Here is an 18,820-nt window from a genome sequence, read left to right on the forward strand (position 1 = left end):
TGGGCGTCACGTCGGGTCCAGGCCGTGGCCGCGCAGCCACGGCAGGGGGTCGATCGAGGAACCGCCGTCCGGCCGCACCTCGAAGTGGAGGTGCGGTCCGGTGGAGTTGCCGGAGCTTCCCGAGTACGCGATGACGTCACCGGCCTTCACCGGACCCGAGCGGATCTTGGTGCTGGACAGATGGCAGTACCAGGTCTCGGTGCCGTCGGCGCCCGTCACTATGGCCATGTTGCCGTAGGCGCTGTTCCACTGGGTGCGCACCGTGCCGTCGATCGCCGACATCACGGGAGTGCCGAAGGAGACCGGGAAGTCGATGCCGGTGTGCACCGACATCCAGTTGACGCCGGCCTGCCCGTAGTAGGCGCTGAGGCCCTTCTGCGTCACCGGCAGGACGAACTTGGGGCGGGCGGCCTCCTTGGCGGCGGCCGCCTCCTCCTTTTTCTTCTTCTCCGCGTCCTGGCGGGCCTTGAGGTCGATACGTTCCTGCGTCCGGCTCGCCCGGTCGGCGAAACTGTTCGCGCCGGCGCTGAGATGGGCGAGCTGGGTGTCCAGGTTCTTGTTGGCCGCGACCGGCTTGACCGAGGCGGGATCGGACGCGGCCAGCACGGCGCCGCTCCCGTCCTTGCCGCCGCCCAGCCCGTCCACCGAGGCCACCGCGACACCGGCCACGCCCATCACGCACACGGACGGCACCGCGACGGTCAGCAGCGCCGAACGCTTGGCGGGGGTACGCCGCCGCCGGTTGCCGGCGCGCCGCGCCTCGGCCCGCGAGGCCGGGACCGCCGCGCCGGACGGCGATGCGCCGGCGTCGCTCTCGCCCGGCGCGTCGCTCTCGCCCGGCGCATCGCAAGACCCGGGGCCGGACACCTGGGCGAGCTCCACCTGGGGGAACTGGGCTGTCTCGTGCGGGAGTTGGTCCCCCGCGTCCGCCAGGGTCGTCGTGGTCGTCGTGCCGACCGTCGCGTTCCACGCGGTCGCGCCGGTCGTGGCGTTCCAGGCGGTCGCGTCGTACGTGCCGGTGTCGGCGTGGGCGCCGGGCACCGCCCACTGTCCGGTGGTGTCGTACGCGCAGGGGAGGGCGGTGGTGGCGTACTGGCCGGTGTCCTGCGCCGGGGCCCAGGCGTGGGCGTCCCACTGGCCGGTCGTGTCGAAGCCGCCGGTGTCGTACTGGCCGGTGTCGAACTGACCGCTGTCGAACTGGCCCGTGTCGCATGTGCCGGTGGGGGTGGCGAAGGTGTCGGTGGTGAAGGTGCCGGTGTCGAAGGCAGCGGTGTCGAACGCGGCGGTGTCGAAGGCGGCGGCCGGGAACGTGCCGGTCCCCAGCGGGTCGTGGTGCGGGGTGCCGCCGTGTCCGTACGCCGTCGCCTGGGCCGGGACCGTCCAGGTGCCGGTGGTGTCGTACGGGGAGGCGAAGGCGCCGGTGTCGAACTGCCCGGTCCCGTCCGGGGCATGGCCGCTCGGCGCGGAGGGGGCGCCGGGACCGCCCCGCATGGAGCCGAAGAGCGGGTCGACGTCGAAACTGCCCGTGCTGTGCGCGTGGGGGCCGTCGCCGCCCGGGCCACTGCCGCCGTTGAGGTATCCGTCATGTCCGACGTACCCGGCGTGGGCGTGCTGGTCAGTCACCAACTTCTCTCTCGCCTCGGCAACAGAACCTGCGGCCGGGGTCCCCGCTGGGTGGGGGTCCCGGGGGCAGCAGTGGCGTGACTGTACCCGGCGGTACGTGACGGCGACAATCTTCGAGGCTCGTGCGGGCCGCGGAAACGAGCAATCGGCTTCCTTTGGGCGGCCCCTGGGCACAGCCTTGGCCCTGTGTTCGGCCCGCGTTCGACGCGGAGCGGACGTGCGTACGCCCCGCGCGGCCCCGACTCGCGCCGCGCGGGGGCGTGTTCAGGCCGCCGGGGTTCAGCCACCGGCGTTCAAGTTTCCGCCGTTCAGGCCACCGCTGTTCAGGCCACCGAGAACGCGTCCTGGCCGGCGGCCTCCGGTTCATCGGCGGTCAGCGCCTGCCGCACACCGGCCGCGACGGCCGGGTGGACCGGCAGGGCCAGATGCCCGATGCCCGTGACTCTGATGTTCCGCGCGATCAGATCCGGGTGCTCCACGCGGGCCGTGCCGACCGGGATCATCAGCGTGTCGAGGTCGCTCCAGAACCCCACGAACCGGGTGCGCACGCCGGGCGCGGGAGCGCGCAGCTCCTCGATGAGCGCGGAGCCCGGGCACATCTGCCGGCCGATCGGGTGGGCGTGCGCGAGCTGCGCCGAGCGTGTCCCTCCATGCGGGGTGCCGAGCGTGACCAGCGTACGGACCCGGCGCTCGCCGCCCAGGCACTGCACGTAGTAACGGGCTATCAGGCCGCCCAGGCTGTGCCCCACGATGTCCACCTCGGGGTGGCCGGTGCGGGCGCAGATGTCCTCGACATGACGGCCGAGCAGGGCGGCGGCGGCCCTGATGTCGGCGGTCAGTGGCGAGTAGTTGAGGGATTCGAGGTGCCGCCAGCCGTGCCGGGCAAGCGAGCGGCGCAGCAGGACGAAGACGGACCGGTTGTCGATGAAGCCGTGCAGCAGGACCACGGGCGGGTGCGAACGGCCCGTTGTGGGCAGCGTGGTGGCGTCCGGGCCGGTCGCCGGGTGGCGCTCGGGGGTCAGGCCGGTGGGGTAGAGGAGCAGGTGCCCGGCCAGCACCGCCAGGTCGAGCGCGGTGGCGCGGATCAGCGCCACCGGGAGCCACGCCCGGCGCAGGCACCCGGACAGTAAGGACAAGAGCGGCACGGCGACGACCTCCCGAATGGCACACGGACGACCGCTCCGTCCCCCGTGTGCCCTCATGGGGCTCCGCCGGCAAGGGCCGGCCCGCCCGGGCCGGCCCCTCGGTACGCGGAGCCGGACCACCGTGCCGTGCGGCTGACGGCACGGTGGTCCGGCGCCTTCACAGCGGCTCCCCTGCGCCGTGCCCGCCCGGGAACGACCGGCCTCCTGCCGCGCCGACGGGCAGGCCGGGGCGGCGGCGGTGCGGGTGCCGATGCGGGTACGGTGCGAAACGAACGTGTCCCACGTGTGATTTCCCCCTCCCTCCCCACCGCGAAACGGCGGCGTGCGGGATGCTGTGGATAACGTTCGTTCACTTCCCCGGGTTTCGGCGCGGGGTGCGCAGGTGGGACAGGTGGAGGCAGTGATGGGTGTAACTGGTCCGATCCGCGTGGTGGTGGCCAAGCCGGGGCTCGACGGTCACGATCGCGGAGCCAAGGTGATCGCGCGGGCGCTGCGGGACGCCGGTATGGAGGTCATCTACACCGGGCTGCACCAGACGCCCGAGCAGATCGTCGACACCGCGATCCAGGAGGATGCCGACGCGATCGGGCTCTCCATCCTCTCCGGGGCGCACAACACGCTGTTCGCGAAGGTGCTCGAGCTGTTGAAGGAGCGGGAGGCGGAGGACATCAAGGTCTTCGGTGGCGGCATCATCCCGGAGGCGGACATCGCCCCCCTGAAGGACCTCGGAGTGGCGGAGATCTTCACGCCGGGAGCGACGACCGGGGCGATCGTCGGATGGGTACGCGAAAACGTCCGAGCCGCGTAAACCCGGCCCGGGCCGGGTCGGCCAACGCGGGCCAGCACCGCCCCCCCCCGGGGCGCGGGGAACTGCGCGCTCAGCCACGCACGGTCGGCAGCCGGGGTCCCTGGGGCTCCGCCCCAGACCCCGTTCGCGCCTGAAGGGCGCTCGTCCTCAATCTCCCCCAAGGCCTTGAGGGCCAGGGGGGACCCCCATGACGGGCGGGGTATGTCCAGGTGGGCAGGCACGGACCCTGCCAGGGGCGCGGGGAACTGCGCGCTCAGCCACGTACGGTCCGCAGCCGGGGCCCCTGCGGCTCCGCCCCAGACCCCGTTCGCGCTGAAGGCGCTCGTCCTCAAGCGCCGGACAGGCTGACTATGCCTGTGCTGGCCTGCGCCGGATGCTCAGGGGCGCGGGGGGTTGACGATGCGGGCCAGCACCGCCCCCCAGGGGCGCGGGGAACTGCGCGCTCAGCCACGTACGGTCCGCAGCCGGGGCCCCTGCGGCTCCGCCCCAGACCCCGTTCGCGCTGAAGGCGCTCGTCCTCAAGCGCCGGACAGGCTGAGGGTGCCGGTCCGGACCCGCGTCGGAAGCCCAGGGGCGCGGGGAACTGCGCGACCGGCCACCCACGGTCCGCAGCCGGGGTTCCTGGGCTCTGCACCAGAGCCCGTTTGGGAGGCTGCCGACGCGGGCCAGCGTCGACCCTGTCAGGGGCGCGGGGAACTGCGCGTGGGGCCGGGGCTCAGCGCGGGGGACACGCATCCAGTTCCTCCCGCATCGCCAAGCGCAGCGACAACGTCGCGACCAGCCGCCGAAACGCCTCCGCCCAGTACGACCCCGCCCCCGGCGACGCCCCCTCCCGCTCCGGCGGCGCAGCCGTAAGCGCTTCCAGACGGGGCGACTCCGAAGGATCGAGGCAGCGCTCCGCCAGGCCCATGACCCCGCTGAAGCTCCACGGATAGCTGCCCGCGTCCCGCGCGATCTCCAGCGCGTCCACCACGGCCCGCCCGAGCGCCCCGGCCCACGGGACCACACAGACCCCGAGCAGCTGGAACGCCTCCGACAACCCGTGCGCCGATATGAACCGGGCCACCCACTCCGCCCGTTCCTCCTGCGGCAGGATGGACAGAAGTTTGGCCCGCTCGGCCAAAGATCCCGTGCCCGCCCCCTCGCCGGGCGGCTGCGAGGGGGCGCCGAGCAGCGCCCGTGCCCACTCCGCGTTGCCCTGCCGCACCGCCGCCCGGCACCACGCCGCGTGCAGCTCGACGCCCCAACCGTCCGTCACGGGCAGCGCGACGACGGCCCGAGCCGTCCGCCCGCCGAGCCGCGCCGGCCAGCTGTCCAGCGGTGCGGACTCCACCAACTGCCCCAGCCACCACGACCGTTCGCCCCGCCCCCCGGGCGGCCTCGGCGCGATGCCGTCCCGCTGCATCTCCGCGTCGCACTCGTGCGGCGCCTCCACCGCGATCGCCGCCCCGTCGCCCGTCCGGTCGAGGGACACGCAGGACGCGGCACGCCGTGCCATCCGGCCCGCGAGCGCCGAACCGGGCAACGCCGAAAGCAACTCCGCCGCCGTCGCCCGCACATTGCGGCTCCGGTCGGCCAGGGCCCCTTCGAGGAACGGCTCGTCCGCAGCCGAGAGGCCGTCACGCAACGAGTCGAGGAACAGCAGCCGGTCCTCGGCCCGCTCCGTTGACCACGTCTCGGCCAACAACGCGCGCGCCGCGTCCGGACCGTGGGCCCGCACGGCCCCGAGCACCGCCACTCGTTCCGCGAACAGGCCCTCCTGCCACAGGCGTTGTACGCCGGCGGTGTCCCCGGGGTCGGGCAGCGCCGTGCTGCCCGAGGCGCCCCGCAGCGCGAACCGCCACTCCGGGTTGTGCCGGGCGAGCCACAGCCCGCGCGGGCCCGCGAAGGTCAGGGCCCCCGGGCGCAGATCGGTGCGGGCCCGGGCCGCGTCGAGGAGCGCGGGCAGCAGCGCGGCGGGCGCGCGCATCCCCCGTTCGTTGGCGAGGGCCAGCCACTGCGGCAGCAGCTCGCCGAGATCGGGCGCCGTGCCGCGCCGGCCACCGGCGTGGGCGGGCGCCGAACGGTCCGCGAGGAGCTGGGCCAGTCGACGCCGCGCCGCCCGCGGTACCGCACGGCGCGGATCGGGCGGCGCGGCCGGCGGACGCCCAGCCGCCGACGCGGGGACCAGCCCCGCCCTGCGGCGCACGGTCTGTATCGCGGCGGTGTCCAGCAGCTCCTCGGGCGTGCCGGCCGCCGGGCGCCGGTCGGTACCGAGGAGCGCCGCGCTCACCAACTCCTCCCAGGGCGGGGAAACCGCTGTCGTCGCCCCCTTCGGCTCCCCATCGCCGTCCATGCCGGCGCCGACCATGCTCGTGTGCGTACTTGCGTTCGTGCTCGTACTCGCGCTCACTGCTCCCCCTTCGCTTCGGCCCGGGCCGTCCGTGCGCGGACCCGCGCCCCGCCCCCGGCGCACCCGCTCCAGCAGCCCTCCCTCACGTCAACGCCACCGCCTCCGTGGCCCCTTCGGACCACACCGCCAGCGGGGTGAAACCCCGGTGGCCGCATTCGCCGAACACGGTCACCGGGGAACCCCCGGACACGGCGAGGAGCTTCCACAGCCCCGCGCGGCCGACGCCGCCCGAGGCCACTGGCAGAGCCAACGCGCCCTTCACGTCGGCCAGTTGCCACCTCTCGGCGTCGCCCTGAGGAGGTATCGGGACGACCTCGGTGAGCGTCGTGGGGCACGCGTCGAGCCACGGATCGTCCAGGAGCGCCCGGCCGTACCGCTCCAGCGCCTGCGCCGTCGTGGTGCCCGGCGGCGGACCGCCGGCCGGGACCGGAGTCCCGTACCGCTCGCCCAGGGCGGCCCGCACCTGCCCCGCGCCGGGATACGGCGTCAGATCGGCGTCGATCGCCAGGCCCACCGGCAGCGCGACCGACGGCGCGCGGCCCGCCGCGCCGAAGTCCAAAACCAGCGCCGAGCGGCCCGATTCCCTTCCGTACAGCCAGATCCGGCGCGTGGTGAGCTTCGCGTCGGCCGTGTCGTACTGGGCGATGACCTGCCAGCTGTCGCGGATCGCCGGGCCCTGCGGGGCGGCGGGCACGCCGACGCGTGAACGCACCGTGGCGGCCAACGGGGCCGGCGCGACGTCCCGGCCGAGCCACGCCCGGTCCAAGAGGTGCAGCAGCGCGCACTCCTCCAAAAGCCGCGCCGGCCAGCCCGGCCCCGAGCCCGGTATCGCGCCCAACTCCCTTACCCGCGCGGCCAGTCCGGGTGCCTGGGCGTCCACCATGCGGGCCGCCGTCTCCTCCCACAGGCCGTACCCGGGCCGCTCGGCCGCCGCGAGGCCGCCCCGCAGGAGATCCGCGAGCCGCTGCTCCAGCTCCAGGGCCCCGGAGGTGATCCGGCCCGCCCGTTTCTCGGCCCGCCGCCTGGCCGCCTCGGGGTCGGCGACGGCGCCGGTGCCGCCCGCCGGTCCCGTACCGTCCCGCCCGCCGCGCTCGCCGCCCCGGCGGCGGGCATCCAGCCACCGCTCCACCCAGTCCGGCGCCACCCCCTCCGGCACCGCCGCCTCGCCGCCCGTCCAGAGCAGCAGCAGTCCCACCGCGTGCTTGCACGGGAACTTCCGGCTCGGGCAACCGCACAGGAAGGCGGGGCCCGTTGTGTCGACCACCGTCCGGTACGGCTGCTCGCCGCTGCCCGCGCACAGGCCCCACACGGCGCCCGTACCGTCACACCCGCTCCCCGACCACGGCCCGGCCGCGCCGAGCCTGCTTCCCGCCTTGCGTGACGCGTCGTCAGGCGCCAGGGCCAGCACCTGCTCCGCCGTCCAGCGGACCCCCTGCTGAGTCATGTCCCCGAAGGTACGGGCGGCCACTGACAATCGGCTCCGACCTGCGACGATCCGCCGCCCACGGCCGATTGTCAGTGGCGTGGTGCACGGTGGGACCACAGCCGGCCGAACGGCTCGAACGATCTGGAGGGGGAGCCATGACCGTGTCCGAAATCGGGTCCGACGTCGCATCCGCAACCGAGCCCGCAACCGGGCCCGCAGCCGAGCCCGCCCACCCCGCGTCCCACGCCGGCGCGGGCGGGACGTCCCCCGCCGGCCACGCCCGGTCCGGCGGCGACGGCGCCTCGCCCGAGCCCCTGCGGCCCCATGCCGAGCACGCCTTCGCGGACGAGCTGGCGGCGCTCGCGGCGGCCGACGACCGTCCGCGTCCGGCCCGTTGGCGGCTCTCGCCGTGGGCCGTCGCCACGTACCTGCTCGGCGGCGTCCTGCCCGATGGCACCGTGATCACCCCGAAGTACGTGGGCCCGCGCCGCATCGTGGAGGTCGCCGTCACCACCCTCGCCACCGACCGCGCCCTGCTCCTGCTGGGCGTGCCCGGCACCGCCAAGACATGGGTGTCGGAGCATCTGGCGGCGGCCGTGAGCGGGGATTCCACCCTGCTGGTGCAGGGCACGGCGGGCACCCCGGAGGAGGCGATCCGCTACGGCTGGAACTACGCGCGGCTGCTCGCCCACGGCCCGAGCCGTGAGGCGCTGGTGCCGAGTCCCGTCCTGCGGGCCATGGCGCTGGGCATGACCGCCCGGGTCGAAGAACTGACCCGCATGCCCGCCGACGTACAGGACACCCTGATCACGATCCTGTCCGAAAAGACGCTGCCGATCCCGGAGTTGGGGACACAGACGCAGGCCGTGCGCGGCTTCAATCTGATCGCCACCGCCAACGACCGCGATCGCGGCGTGAACGAACTGTCCAGCGCCCTGCGCCGCCGCTTCAACACGGTGGTCCTGCCGCTGCCCGCCACCGCCGAAGCCGAGGTCGACATCGTCTCGCGCCGGGTCGGCCAGCTGGGCCGCTCGCTCGACCTGCCGGCCGTGCCCGACGGCATGGCGGAGATCCACCGCGTCGTGACCGTCTTCCGCGAACTGCGCGAGGGCGTGACCACCGACGGCCGTACCAAGCTCAAATCCCCGTCGGGGACACTCTCCACGGCCGAGGCGATCTCCGTGGTGACGGGCGGTCTCGCCCTCGCCGCCCACTTCGGCGACGGGGTGCTCAGGTCGGCCGACGTGGCCGCCGGCCTCCTCGGCGCCGTGGTGCGCGATCCGGCGGCGGACCGTGTCATCTGGCAGGAGTACCTGGAGACGGTGGTCCGGGAGCGGACCGGCTGGCAGGACTTCTACCGCGCCTGCCGTGAGGTGTCCGTATGACCACGCCCGGACCCCACGCCGTCCCGCCCGGCGCCGTCCCGCCCCACGCCGTCCCGCCCCGCGCGGACGGGCCGCTGCTGCTCGGGGTGCGCCACCACGGGCCCGGGTCCGCGCGTGCGGTGCGGGCCGCGCTCGGGGCCGCGCGGCCCCGCGTCGTCCTGGTCGAGGGACCCCCTGAGGGCGACGCGCTGCTGGCCCTCGCCGCCGAGAAGGACATGCGCCCGCCGGTCGCGCTGCTCGCGCACGTGGCCGACGACCCGGGGCGCGCCGCGTTCTGGCCGATGGCGGAGTTCTCGCCGGAGTGGGTGGCGATCCGGTGGGCGCTGGCGCACGGAGCCGAGGTCCGCCTCATCGACCTGCCCGCCGCCCACTCGCTCGCCCTGGCGGACGGTACGGATCCGGCCGATCCCGACCCCGCCCCCGGCGCCCCCGCGACCACGGAACCCGCGACACCGGAACCCGCACCCGAGGGCGGCGCCGCGCCGGCCGCCTCCGTCGACCCGGTCGGCGCGCTCGCCGAGGCCGCCGGATACGACGACCCGGAGCGCTGGTGGGAGGACGTCGTCGAGCACCGGGGCGCGGTGGCCGACCCCTTGGCGCCGTTCGCCGCGCTCGGCGAGGCCATGGCCGCGCTGCGCGAGACGTACGGCGACGGCGGTCATGCACACGACCTGATCCGCGAGGCCCACATGCGGCAGCAACTGTGCGCCGCCGTAAGGGAGTTCGGGGTAGCGGAGGTCGCCGTTGTCTGCGGGGCCTGGCACGTGCCGGCGCTCGCCGGACGGTTCACCGTCGCCGCGGATCGAGCCCTGCTCAAGGGGTTGCCCAAGGTCAAGGCGGAGCTGACCTGGGTGCCCTGGACGCACCGCAGGCTCGCCCGGCGCAGCGGCTACGGCGCGGGGATGGACGCACCCGGCTGGTACCGGCATCTGTTCGAGGCCACCGACCGGCCGGTGGAGCGCTGGATGACCAAGGTGGCGGGCCTGCTCCGCGAGGAGGACCGCCAGATCTCGTCGGCCCACGTCATCGAGGCCGTCCGGCTCGCCGGGACGCTCGCGGCGATGCGCGACCGGCCGCTGCCGGGCCTCGCCGAGACCATGGACGCGGTACGGGCCGTGATGTGCGAGGGGTCCGACGTGCCGCTCGGCCTGATCCACGACCGGCTGGTCGTCGGAGACGTGCTGGGCGAGGTGCCCGACGCGGCGCCCGCCGTCCCGCTCCAGCGCGACCTGGTGCGGATCCAGCGCGGCCTGCGGCTCAAACCGGAGGCCGCCGAGCGGGAGTTGGAGCTCGATCTGCGCAAGGAGACCGACGCCGGGCGCAGCAGGCTGCTGCACCGGTTGCGGCTGCTCGGCATCGGCTGGGGGGAGCGCGTCCAGGCGCGCTCCACCGGCACCTTCCGGGAGAGCTGGCGGTTGAGCTGGGAGCCCGAGCTCTCGGTGCGGGTCGCCGAGGCCGGGGTGTGGGGCACCACCGTGGTGGCCGCCGCGACCGCCAAGGCGCGGGCCGACGCGGCCGCCGCGACCTCGCTCGGCGCCGTCACCGCCCTCGCCGAGCGCTGCCTGCTCGCCGAACTGCCGGGCGCGCTGGCGGTGGTGATGCGGGCGCTCGCCGACCGGGCCGCGCTCGACACCGACGTCGCCCATCTCGCCCAGGCACTGCCCGCCCTCGCCCGCGCCCTGCGCTACGGCGACGTCAGGGGCACCGGCACGGCGGGTCTCGCCGAGGTCGCCGCAGGTCTGGCCGAGCGTATTTGTGTGGGCTTCGCGCCCGCCTGCTCCGGCCTCGACGCGGACGGCGCCGCCGAGATGCGTACGCACCTGGACGCCGTGCACACCGCGACACGCCTCCTCGCCGGCCCGTCCGGCCCCGGCGCGGACGGGTTGCGCGAGCGCTGGAGCGCCGTCCTGGTCCGGCTCGCCTCGCGGGACACCGTCCCCGGGGTCATCCGGGGCCGGGCGGCCCGGCTGTTGCTCGATGAGGGGAGCATCGAGAGCGAGGACGCGGCGCGGTACATGGGCCTCGCCCTGTCCCCGGGTACGGCGCCCGCCGACGCGGCCGCCTGGATCGAGGGATTCGTCGGCGGGGCATCGGGCGGCGGCATGCTCCTGGTGCACGACGACCGGCTGCTCGCCCTGGTCGACGGCTGGCTGACGGGCGTGCCACCGGACGCGTTCACCGACGTACTGCCGCTGCTGCGCCGCACGTTCGCCGCGTACGACGCGGGGGCGCGGCGCACGCTGGGGGAGCTGGTGCGGCGCGGACCAGCCGAGCGCCCCGGTCCCGGCGACGCGGCCGCCCCCGGATTCGGCGCCGCACTCGACACCGGGCGCGCCGACGCCGTACTGCCGCTGATGGCCCTGCTGCTGGGCCGCACCGCGCCGGCGCCCACCGGGTACGAGCCCGCACCGGCATCCACGCCACCGCTCACACCCCCACCCACAACCACCGGCTCACTCCGGACCAACGCCTGTGCCAGACCCGACGACTTGAAGGGATCCGACACCCTTGCCGGAACCGACGCCTGTGCCGGACCCGACAATCCCGATGACCCCGTTCGTTCCAGCGGCCCCGATGGGGATGGTCGCGACTGCCTTGGCCGCTCCAACAACCCTATGGGGGTGCGGTGTTGACGACGTGCACGCGACCAAGTGATGACGAGCGACTGCGGCGCTGGCGGCTGGTGCTCGGCGGGGAGCCGGGCGCCGAGGGGACCGGCCGCGCCCTGACCGGACGGGACGCCGCGATGGACGGCGCGCTGGCCGCCCTCTACGGCGGCGCGGGTCACACGGCCAGGAGCGGGGCCAAGGACCGGGGCGCGGGGCTCGGGGCGTCCGCGCCGTCGGTCGCGCGCTGGCTCGGCGACATCCGTACGTACTTCCCGTCGTCCGTCGTACAGGTCATGCAGCGCGACGCGATGGAACGGCTCGGCCTGTCCGCCCTGCTCCTGGAGCCGGAGATGCTGGAGGCCGTGGAGGCCGACGTGCATCTCGTCGGGACCCTGCTCGCGCTCAACAAGGCGATGCCCGAAACCACCCGGGAGACCGCCCGCGCCGTGGTGCGCAAGGTCGTCGAGGACCTGGAGAAGCGGCTGGCCACCCGGACCAGGGCCACCCTCACCGGCGCCCTCGACCGGGGCGCCCGCGTCAGCCGGCCCCGCCATCGCGACATCGACTGGGACCGCACGATCCGGGCCAACCTCAAGAACTACCTGCCCGAGCACGGCACCGTGGTGCCCGAGCGCCTGATCGGGTACGGGCGCGCGGCGCGGGGGGTGAGGAAGGAGGTCGTGCTCTGTGTCGACCAGTCCGGTTCGATGGCCGCGTCCGTCGTCCACGCCGCGGTCTTCGGCGCCGTGCTGGCCTCGATGCGCTCGATCGCCACGCGTCTCGTGGTCTTCGACACCGCCGTCGTCGACCTCACCGACCAGCTCGACGACCCCGTCGACGTCCTGTTCGCAGCCCAGCTGGGCGGCGGCACCGACATCAACCGGGCGCTCGCGTACTGCCAGTCGAAGATCACCCGTCCTGCCGACACCGTGGTCGTTCTCATCAGTGATCTTTACGAGGGCGGCATACGGGACGAGATGCTGAAGCGGGTCGCGGCGATGCAGGCGTCGGGGGTGCGGTTCGTGGCCCTGCTGGCGCTCTCCGACGAGGGCGCCCCGGCCTACGACCGCGATCACGCCGCGGCGCTCGCGGCCCTGGGCGCCCCCGCCTTCGCCTGCACCCCCGACCTGTTCCCCGAGGTGATGGCCGCGGCGATCGAGCAAAGGCCGCTGCCGATACCCCAGGGGTGAGGGAAGTCATACCTGGGCGCGCCCTGAGCAGGGGATCTGTGACAGGTATCACCGCTCAGGTGTGATCCTTGATTTAGGGAGGCGCGGCCCACGGAGATAACCTGCGAGACGGACATGCCGCGTACTCGGACACCGTGTACGCCTCCCTCAGTGACAGCGCCGTCACGTTGCCCTTCGCGGCACGCCCAGCAGACAACGCAACCGCGATACCACTGAAAAGGGACGGACGCGCGTGGACCTGTTCGAGTACCAGGCGAGGGACCTCTTCGCCAAGCACGGTGTACCGGTGCTGGCCGGTGAAGTGATCGACACGCCTGAGGCGGCGCGCGAGGCCACTGAGCGTCTCGGCGGCAAGTCGGTCGTCAAGGCGCAGGTGAAGGTCGGTGGCCGCGGCAAGGCCGGCGGCGTGAAGCTGGCCGCCGACGCGGACGAGGCAGTCGCCCGCGCCACGGACATCCTCGGCATGGACATCAAGGGCCACACGGTCCACAAGGTGATGATCGCCGAGCTGTCGCCCGAGATCGAGGCGGAGTACTACGTCTCGTACCTCCTCGACCGCACCAACCGCACCTTCCTCGCCATGGCGTCGGTGCAGGGCGGCATGGACATCGAGGAGGTCGCGGAGAAGACCCCCGAGGCCCTGGCGAAGGTCCCGGTCAACGCCGTCGAGGGCGTCGACATCGAGAAGGCCCGCGAGATCGTGGCCCTGGCGAAGTTCCCGGCCGACGTGGCCGAGGGCGTCGCCGAGGCCATGGTGACCCTGTGGAAGACCTTCGTCGCCGAGGACGCGCTCCTCGTCGAGGTCAACCCGCTGGTGAAGACCAAGGACGGCCGCATCCTCGCCCTCGACGGCAAGGTGTCGCTCGACGAGAACGCCGAGTTCCGTCAGCCCGGCCACGAGGCGCTTGAGGACAAGGCCGCGGCCAACCCCCTCGAGGCGGCCGCCAAGGCCAAGAACCTCAACTACGTGAAGCTCGACGGCGAGGTCGGCATCATCGGCAACGGCGCGGGTCTCGTCATGAGCACCCTGGACGTCGTCGCGTACGCCGGTGAGGCGTACACATCGGCGAATGGCGGCGGCGTGAAGCCGGCCAACTTCCTCGACATCGGCGGCGGCGCCTCCGCCCAGGTGATGGCGAACGGCCTGGAGATCATCCTCGGCGACGCGGACGTCAAGTCCGTGTTCGTCAACGTCTTCGGCGGCATCACCGCCTGCGACGAGGTCGCCAACGGCATCATCCAGGCGCTGGCCCTCCTCGCCGACAAGGGCGAAGAGGTCACCAAGCCGCTCGTCGTCCGTCTCGACGGCAACAACGCGGAGCTGGGTCGCAAGATCCTCAGCGACGCCAACCACCCGCTGGTGCAGCGCGTGGACACCATGGACGGCGCGGCCGACAAGGCCGCCGAGCTCGCGGCTGCGAAGTAAGGGAAGAGGTTAAGACACCACCATGGCTATCTTCCTCACCAAGGACAGCAAGGTCATCGTCCAGGGCATGACCGGCGCCACGGGCATGAAGCACACCAAGCTCATGCTGGCCGACGGCACCAACATCGTCGGTGGCGTGAACCCGCGCAAGGCCGGCACCTCCGTCGACTTCGACGGCACGGACGTCCCGGTCTTCGGCTCCGTCAAGGAAGCGATGGAGAAGACGGGCGCCGACGTCTCCGTCCTCTTCGTGCCGCCGGCCCACGCCAAGGCCGCCGTCGTCGAGGCGATCGACGCCGAGATCGGTCTCGCCGTCGTCATCACCGAGGGCATCGCCGTGCACGACTCGGCAGCCTTCTGGGCGTACGCGAACTCCAAGGGCAACAAGACCCGCATCATCGGCCCCAACTGCCCCGGTCTGATCACGCCGGGCCAGTCCAACGCCGGCATCATCCCGGGCGACATCACCAAGCCGGGCCGTATCGGCTTGGTGTCGAAGTCCGGCACGCTGACGTACCAGATGATGTACGAGCTGCGCGACATCGGCTTCTCGTCCGCCGTCGGCATCGGTGGCGACCCGGTCATCGGCACCACGCACATCGACGCGCTCGCCGCGTTCGAGGCCGACCCCGAGACCGACCTGATCGTGATGATCGGCGAGATCGGCGGCGACGCCGAGGAGCGTGCGGCCGACTACATCAAGGCCAACGTCACCAAGCCGGTCGTCGGCTACGTCGCGGGCTTCACCGCGCCCGAGGGCAAGACCATGGGCCACGCCGGCGCCATCGTCTCCGGCTCCTCCGGCACCGCCCAGGCGAAGAAGGAGGCCCTGGAGGCCGCCGGCGTCAAGGTCGGCAAGACGCCGACCGAGACCGCCAAGCTCGCGCGCGCCATCCTCGGCAGCTGAACCGCGCCTGACGGAGCCCGGCTCCGGACGTACGCGTGAAGGGCCCGCACCCCACTGGTGGTTTCCAGGGGTGCGGGCCCTCATGCGTACCGGCGCCGCGTCAGCGGATGTCGAGGACCAGGCGGTAGGGGCCACGGGCGGGTTCCGCGCGCAGCTTGTCCCGCAGTTCGACGTCCTCGCTGCTCAGTCGCGGGGGACCGGCGTAGACGGGCACGCCGCCGACCCGCTGGCCGAAGGGGACCGGCCGCACGTGGTAGTGCGGCACGGTCACCACGGTGAACGCCGTCGCGCCCACGATCATCGCGGTGAACGCGATCGCGGCCCGGGTCCAGAACCGGCGGCGCCGCTCGCCCCCGACGCGTACGCCCCGGGCCGCAGGCAGCACGGTCAGGGCGGGGGGCCCGGCGAGCGCGAGATCGGTGATGCGGTCGCGCAGCACCGCCGACAAGGCCCCCGGGGTCTTGGCGTGGTGCACGGCGGGCACCCGCTCGACGATGGCGGCGCGCGCGTTCAGCACCCGGTTCGCGGTGGCCGGTGTGCTGGCCTGGATCTCGGCCGCCGTCTCCGGCAGGTCGAGTCCGAGCCCGTCGTAGAGCAGCACGGTGTGCCGGTAGGCGGGCGGCAGCGCGAGCAGCGCGTCGAGCAGGGCGCGGCGTTCGGGCTCCACGGGGGGCCGGTCGGGGTGTTTGTGGGTGCGCCGGAAGCGGTGCCAGGGGGACATCGCGTACTCGTACGCCGCCGTCCGCACCCACCCCGCCGGGTCCCGGTCGGTGGCGACCTCGGGCCAGTTCTCCCAGGCCAGATGGAAGGCGCGCTGCACGGACTCGCGCGCGAGCCGGATGCGGCCGGTGAGCAGATAGGTCTGCTGGGCGAGCGCGGGCGCGGTGGCGGCGTACAGCGCGTCGAACGCCTCGGCGGGAGTGAGTCCGGTGATGGGCGACGGCTCGGGACGCGGGGCGGCGGGCGCCGGGCGCGCCTCGGGCGTGGCGCCGGGTTCGGCTTCGTCCGACACGGCGGGGCCGGGATCGTGTTCCGCGTCCGGCGGCCGCTCGGGAAGGGTGCGGACGCTTCCGGTGGACAGCGCTCCCGCGCCGGTCAGCGCGGCGGCGGACTGCGACGCCTCCTTGGCGGGTTCCGGCACGGTCACGGCGCCGGCGGGGGCCGGCTGGGGCGCGGGGGAGGGCTTGGCGGTGGTCCTGCCCCCTGGCCTGGACGACTTGCCGGCGGACCCGTCGGCGGCGGGCTTGGGCCGGGTGTTCACCGCGTGCGGCCTGGCCGGCGGTTTGCCGGCGCTCGCCCCCTGTCCGCGCCCCGCGACGGCATGGCGCTCCCCGGCGCCCGGCGCACCCCCCGGGCCGCCGTCCTGGGCGGTGTCACCCTCGTCGCCGTCCTGGACGGTGTCGCCCTGGTCGGGCCCGGCCGATGCGTCGCCGCGCCGGCCGACGGCTCCGTCGGCTTCGTCGCGATCGGCGTCCGTGCCGTCGGTGCCGCCCGGGTGACCTGGCTGGTCCGGCTGGTCCGGGTGTTCCGGGTGTCCCGGGTGGTCTCGGTGGCCGGCGCCCGGATCGGCGGGTCGGGAGCGGTGGGCGCCGGGGCGCTTGTGACGGGGCGAATCGTTTCTGGAGACGGTCGCGTCCTTCGACGCGGGCGGAGGCGCCGTCTCCGCTTCGAACGTGGCCAGCAGCCGGGCGTAGATCGCGCGCCTGCGTCCGCGTGGCGCGGTGCGGCCGGTCTCCCAGGAGCGGACGGTCGCCCGTGTGACGCCGACGGCCGACGCGACCTGCGCCTCGCTCAGCGCCTTCGCCTCACGCAGACGGCGCCGTTCCTTGGGGGTGGGCAGGGGGGACATGGCATCGGATTCACCGGTACCGGCGGTGCTCTGTGTCATCAAGGGCTCCCAGGACTCCCCGCGAAGGCCGTGTCGGCTCGTGCACCCGGGGAGAGGCGGCTCGACGGACCCCGGATGAAAAGTACATAACCGTATATTGGGCGACACATCGGGCATTCGCCTATTACGCGTAGAAAGCGCGTGTCGTTGGCAGCATGGCCCGCGTGACCCAAGTGACCGACCGCAGCCTGCCGTTGCCTTCCGCCCAGGCGCGCTCCTCCGTGCTCGTCACCTGTCTGCTGCGCGGCGCGATCGCGGCGGGGCTCGGCCTCGGCGCCCTCGCCGTGCTCGTGATGGTGCTGTGGATCAGCTCCCCCTACCCCGACAGCGGGCCCGGCGGCGCCCTGCGCACGGCCGCCTCGCTCTGGCTGCTCGCCCATGGAACGCGACTGGTCAGACCCGAGACGCTGACCGGCTCGCCGGCCCCGGTCGGCCTCGTCCCGCTCCTGGTGACGGCGCTGCCCGTCTGGCTCGCCCACCGCGCCGCACGCGACGCGCTGATGCCGGGTCAGGAGGACGTCTACGAGACCGAGGAGGCGCCGCTGCCCTCGGGATGGGCCGTGTTCGGCGGCGTGACCTGCGGCTACCTCGCGATCGCGAGCGCCACCGCGCTGTACGCGTCGGCGGGCCCGCTCCCCGCCGCACCGCTCAGCGCCGCGCTGCACCTGCCCCTCACGGTGGCGCTGGCGACCGCCGCCGGGATCTGGACCGCCCACGGCCGCCCGCTCGGGCCGCTGCCAGCCCGCGTCCCGGCCCGCGTGCGCGCCGCCCTCTTGGGTGTTCGTACGAGTGTGGCGGCGCGGGCCGCGGGGGCTGCCGTCGCGACGCTGCTCGGGGGCGGCGCGCTGCTCGCGGCCGCCGCGCTCACCTGGCACATCGGCGGGGCCGAGGACGCCTTCCTGCGGCTCGCGGAGGACTGGTCGGGCCGGTTCGCGATCCTGCTGCTCGCCCTCGCGCTGGTGCCGAACGCCGCCGTGTGGGGCGCCGCGTACGGGCTCGGGCCCGGTTTCGCCATCGGCGCGGGCGCGGTGGCGAGCCCGCTCGGGGTGACGGGCGCACCCGCCCTGCCGCACTTCCCGCTGCTCGCGGCGGTGCCCGGCGGCGTGCACGGGGCGTGGTGGAACTGGGTATCGGCCGGGGTGCCGCTCGTGGCCGGGGCGGTCCTGGCCAGGTTCACCGCGCGGGCCGCCGTGGCCGAGGGGTGGGGGCGGCGCGAGACCGCGCGGGCCGCGCTGCTCGGCGCGGTCCTGTGCGGCTGCGCGCTGGCCGCGCTCGCGGCCCTCGCGGGCGGCCCGCTGGGCAGCGAGGCCCTGGCGTCGCTCGGCCCGGTCTGGTGGCGCACCGGGGGAGCGGCGCTGTTGTGGACGCTGGTGGTGGGGGTGCCGGGGGCGGTGGCCCTGCGGGCGTTGCGGGCCCGGGGTGCGGCGGCGGCGCCGAAGGCGCCCCGGGCGTCCGCGCGATCCCGGATCACGGGCATGCTCGCGTGGTGGCCTCGGCGCGGAGCGACCCCCAAGAGCCTGCCGGGGTCGGCCCCGGCTCCCGTGGACGAAGGAGGCGACGACTACGAACCGTACGACTTCCTGCCGGTGGGCGGCGGTGGCCTGTGGCACGAGGACGGCGCGCGCGAGGCCCGCTGGGCGGCGCTCAAGGAGGCGTCGGGCGGTCTGATGGCGGACATTCCGCCGACGGACGCCCCGCCGCCCGCGCCCGCGTCCATGCCCGCACCGCCCGCGTCCATGCCCGCACCGGAAGCGGCGCCCGCCGTGGAACAAGCCCCGGCGCCCGAACCCGGGAAGCCCGCGCCGGAACCCGTACGGCCGCCCGCGCCGGAACCCGTACGAGGTCATGAACCCGTACGCGGTCATGAACCCGTACGGCCCTCCGAGCCCGGAGCGGCCCAGCCGAAGGAAACGCCTCCCGCGAGAACCCTGGAGGACCGGGTGGACCCGGAGGACTCGCAGGACCCCAAGGACCCGGCCGGGACCCGCCCCCGGGACGGCGGCGAGTGACGAGCGACGAGC

Annotated in this window: 12 protein-coding genes; 7 read left to right on the forward strand and 5 right to left on the reverse strand. The window is 74.4% G+C overall.

What is annotated here, in order from left to right; genetic code table 11:
* Positions 1–6: 6 nt before the first annotated feature.
* On the reverse strand, positions 7–1,623 hold the full coding sequence (locus ABR738_RS25160; protein WP_350232220.1) for a M23 family metallopeptidase: 1,617 nt from the start codon (positions 1,621–1,623) through the stop codon (positions 7–9).
* Positions 1,624–1,946: 323 nt separating this feature from the next.
* Positions 1,947–2,825 carry an alpha/beta hydrolase gene (locus tag ABR738_RS25165; protein ID WP_502964133.1) on the reverse strand — a complete coding sequence of 293 codons (879 nt, stop codon included), beginning with the start codon at positions 2,823–2,825 and terminating at the stop codon, positions 1,947–1,949.
* A 346-nt stretch (positions 2,826–3,171) separates the two neighbouring features.
* On the opposite strand from ABR738_RS25165, the gene icmB reads away from it, so the two are divergent.
* On the forward strand, positions 3,172–3,576 hold the full coding sequence (gene icmB, locus ABR738_RS25170) for a coenzyme B12-dependent isobutyryl CoA mutase small subunit (protein ID WP_350232222.1): 405 nt from the start codon (positions 3,172–3,174) through the stop codon (positions 3,574–3,576).
* A gap of 715 nt (positions 3,577–4,291) precedes the next feature.
* Here the strand turns inward: icmB and ABR738_RS25175 are convergent.
* A complete protein-coding gene (locus tag ABR738_RS25175) occupies positions 4,292–5,911 on the reverse strand; it encodes a DUF5691 domain-containing protein (protein WP_350234725.1) in 1,620 nt (539 codons plus the stop codon).
* A gap of 139 nt (positions 5,912–6,050) precedes the next feature.
* Positions 6,051–7,412, reverse strand: coding sequence for an SWIM zinc finger family protein (locus tag ABR738_RS25180; RefSeq protein ID WP_350232223.1), 1,362 nt, complete (start codon positions 7,410–7,412; stop codon positions 6,051–6,053).
* Positions 7,413–7,549: 137 nt separating this feature from the next.
* Between ABR738_RS25180 and ABR738_RS25185 the strand changes: the two genes are divergently transcribed.
* The 5 genes from ABR738_RS25185 (at position 7,550) to sucD (ending at position 14,911) form a co-directional block, all read left to right on the forward strand.
* Complete coding sequence (locus ABR738_RS25185; protein WP_350232224.1) at positions 7,550–8,779, forward strand: ATP-binding protein; 1,230 nt, start codon at positions 7,550–7,552, stop codon at positions 8,777–8,779.
* A complete protein-coding gene (locus ABR738_RS25190) occupies positions 8,776–11,412 on the forward strand; it encodes a DUF5682 family protein (protein WP_350232225.1) in 2,637 nt (878 codons plus the stop codon). The genes ABR738_RS25185 and ABR738_RS25190 overlap by 4 nt, the downstream gene beginning before the upstream one ends.
* Entirely contained in the window at positions 11,409–12,578 is a 1,170-nt protein-coding gene (locus ABR738_RS25195) for a VWA domain-containing protein (protein ID WP_350232226.1), read from the forward strand. Before ABR738_RS25190 ends, ABR738_RS25195 begins: the two co-directional genes overlap by 4 nt.
* A 232-nt stretch (positions 12,579–12,810) precedes the next feature.
* Positions 12,811–14,004: an ADP-forming succinate--CoA ligase subunit beta gene (sucC, locus tag ABR738_RS25200; protein ID WP_350232227.1), complete on the forward strand. Its 1,194-nt coding sequence runs from the start codon at positions 12,811–12,813 to the stop codon at positions 14,002–14,004.
* Positions 14,005–14,026: 22 nt separating this feature from the next.
* Positions 14,027–14,911, forward strand: a complete 885-nt coding sequence (gene sucD, locus ABR738_RS25205; RefSeq protein ID WP_120721826.1) for a succinate--CoA ligase subunit alpha — start codon at positions 14,027–14,029, stop codon at positions 14,909–14,911.
* Positions 14,912–15,011: 100 nt separating this feature from the next.
* Here sucD and ABR738_RS25210 read toward each other — a convergent pair whose 3' ends face one another.
* On the reverse strand, positions 15,012–16,799 hold the full coding sequence (locus ABR738_RS25210; RefSeq protein ID WP_350232228.1) for a helix-turn-helix domain-containing protein: 1,788 nt from the start codon (positions 16,797–16,799) through the stop codon (positions 15,012–15,014).
* 155 nt (positions 16,800–16,954) lie between these two features.
* Here ABR738_RS25210 and ABR738_RS25215 point away from each other — a divergent pair, with 155 nt between their 5' ends.
* Positions 16,955–18,808, forward strand: coding sequence for a cell division protein PerM (locus ABR738_RS25215; RefSeq protein ID WP_502964134.1), 1,854 nt, complete (start codon positions 16,955–16,957; stop codon positions 18,806–18,808).
* The last annotated feature ends 12 nt before the right edge of the window (positions 18,809–18,820 follow it).

This window comes from Streptomyces sp. Edi4 (assembly GCF_040253615.1).
GTDB lineage: Bacteria > Actinomycetota > Actinomycetes > Streptomycetales > Streptomycetaceae > Streptomyces.